Origin of the sequence: Candidatus Darwinibacter acetoxidans, from assembly GCF_041936445.1 — a bacterium.
Lineage (GTDB): Bacteria > Bacillota > Limnochordia > Darwinibacteriales > Darwinibacteriaceae > DTU010.
Window position 1 is genome coordinate 1 of the sequence record NZ_JBHGXH010000025.1, and the last position, 2,374, is coordinate 2,374.

General features: G+C 56.6%; 2 protein-coding genes. Both read right to left on the bottom strand.

Features of this window, described 5'->3' with window-relative positions; genetic code table 11:
* The coding region (locus tag ACE4YL_RS00705) for a phage portal protein (RefSeq protein WP_461369005.1) at positions 1 to 1,252 on the bottom strand (1,252 nt) is incomplete at its 3' end.
* An 11-nt stretch (positions 1,253 to 1,263) separates the two neighbouring features.
* On the bottom strand, positions 1,264 to 2,374 hold a 1,111-nt coding region (gene terL / locus ACE4YL_RS00710), incomplete at its 5' end, for a phage terminase large subunit (protein ID WP_461369006.1).

Below are 2,374 nucleotides of genomic sequence, written 5' to 3' on the forward strand. Positions count from 1 at the left end.
CAGTGTAGCGAGTAGTTTCAATTTGCGTTTCTTCCATGTCGTCATCAGGGAGACCATCCTGCCAGGTAATATGGATCTCTTCCAGCTTCACTGCGTCCTTCACACCCTGCGCAGCTTCCAGTTCAGAGGCAAGCATCAGCGTTTTCTTTAGCGCCGGATCGAAGCGCAGCCTGATCCGGTTTACTTTAGCCAGCGGCGCCATCATCAGCCGGCGCAGTGCTGAGCCCGATTCGGCCAGGCCGGCCTTGAGCTGCCCGAAGGCTGCAGCGGAGGTTTCGGAGAGAGCATAAAACTGTTCCATCAGCACCTCGATTTCCTTAAAGGCCGCATCGAGCTGCCCTTCCCAGGTAACATACATTGGCGGCTGCTCACCCTGGCCAACCGGAAAATATTTGCCGCCGCCGCGGAAGGTCCACTGGCCGCTTTGGGGATCCTGTTCCAAGGCGCTGTCTGGACCGCACATGTTCGGATCGGCATGCTTGTCTAAAATCCGGCTTATCTGCGCCAGGCGAACCTCGAGCTCCTGCACGATGCTGTCAAGGTCCGAATAGTCATCAAGGCCCGCCAGCCGATCAGACGTGCTCAGGTTAAACACCGGAACCACCAGAAAATCATCAACGCCAGTCTGGACAACGCTTTCTTCGATTAACCCGGTGATATTGCCGGCGGCCATCTTGTGCAATCTAGTGGTAATGCGCCCTTTTTCGTGGATCTCGAGCTTCAGGTAGCGCTGCAATTTTGTCCCCCAGATCGATTGTTCCTCCTGCTCATAGTCCCAACCCAAAACATGAGCTGTGACATCCTTGACATTGTCCGGCGCTACCACCGGGAACCACACTAGCGGAGTCTGAGCCTCGACAATGGCCCGCTCATCATGGCGGATCTTGAAAAGACCAACACCAAAACGAGACACGTCAAGAGCCACTTCATAGGCGACGTTAAAAAGGTTATTCAACTCGATGAGCCGGGTAACCGCGTCCTGCTCGGCACTGCCCTCGTCACCCGCTTCAACCTGCGGGGGCTCGCCCAGAAGCAGATCAGCAAATAGAGTCGACAACCGCTTTGGCCAGTTAAGAATGATTTCCAGGGTAGCCTTTTGGTCGTCACGGAGTAACCGGATCCAGTCCTTAAAAACTTTATCATGCTTCCCCTCAAAGAGATCGCGGTTCTGCTTGTATAAAGAAATTCGCTCCAGCTCTGCCGGCGGTGGCCAAGGGGCACCCTCGCTTAGAAAGTTTAGGTTTGTAAGCAAGTCATCACTCCTTACCAGCCGGTGGGCTTGTCGATGGGGCCTACATGCCGCCTACCTGCCACAATGATCCCGGCATAGCTCGTCACATCCACCTGGTCATCGTATTCACCATTGGGGAACACCAGCAGCTCATCTTCGTAGTCGCCGAGCCAGGGCGCGCCCTGCAAAAAGTAAACCGTGCCAGCCTCCATCCGGGCCATCACCGGCAGCGCTCTTGTTTCTTTGTCCGTCTCAGCCTTTAAATCAAGCACCGGCAACCCCTTGCGCCGCAGTTCCTGGTAAAGCGTCAGGCCCATATTCTTGGTTTCGACACCTTGCAGGTTGGGATTCCAGCGCCGGTAACCCTGCTCAAACAGCTTCGGCTGATCCGGACCTTCAAGGCGCGTTCGAATGATATCCCGCAGCAGCAGGTCCCGGTTCGGCGTAACCAGCCAGGTCCCCAGGACAAAATAGTCCGCGCTGGTCTTGGTAGAGCCCGCCGGGTCACAGGTCTGGAAACACCAGCACCGGTTGAGGGGAACGCGCTTCCGTTCCTGTTCTTCCCCGGGTGTATGTAAGACAACGTGTTCATCATTAATCTCAAAATACCGGAACCAGGTGCGTTTAAATTTGTTACCCGCCGCCGGGGAAGGCTTCTGCTGGTAGAGAGCGCTCCAGAGATAGCTGCCAAGGGCTGTCTTTGTTGCCTCGAGCTCTTCTGTAGGATACCGCGCCGGCCAGAGTGCTTCGCCCGGAGACCGGCCAAGGACATCGCCTTCCTTTGCATACGCCGGTAAGTCAATAATTTCCCACTTTTCCCCGCCATCCTTCATGGCCTTTTCCAACTCGCCGGCTAAGTCTTTCTCATGCCACCTGGTCATAACCAAGATAATGGCACCGCCTGGGGCAAGCCGTGTTCGCAGAGTGGAGCGGTACCAGTTCAGCACCTTCTCTCGGATGGTCTCCGACGCCGCTTCTTCGTAGTTTTTGAAAGGATCGTCGATGATGGCCACATGGGCACCGCGGCCGGTGATAGGGCCGCCAACACCCGCGGCAACCAGGCCGCCGGTATGCCCCTCGATGCCCCAACGCCCTACAGCCCCGCTATCGCCGGCCAGCTGCAACCCCCAAAGCTTGGGCCCC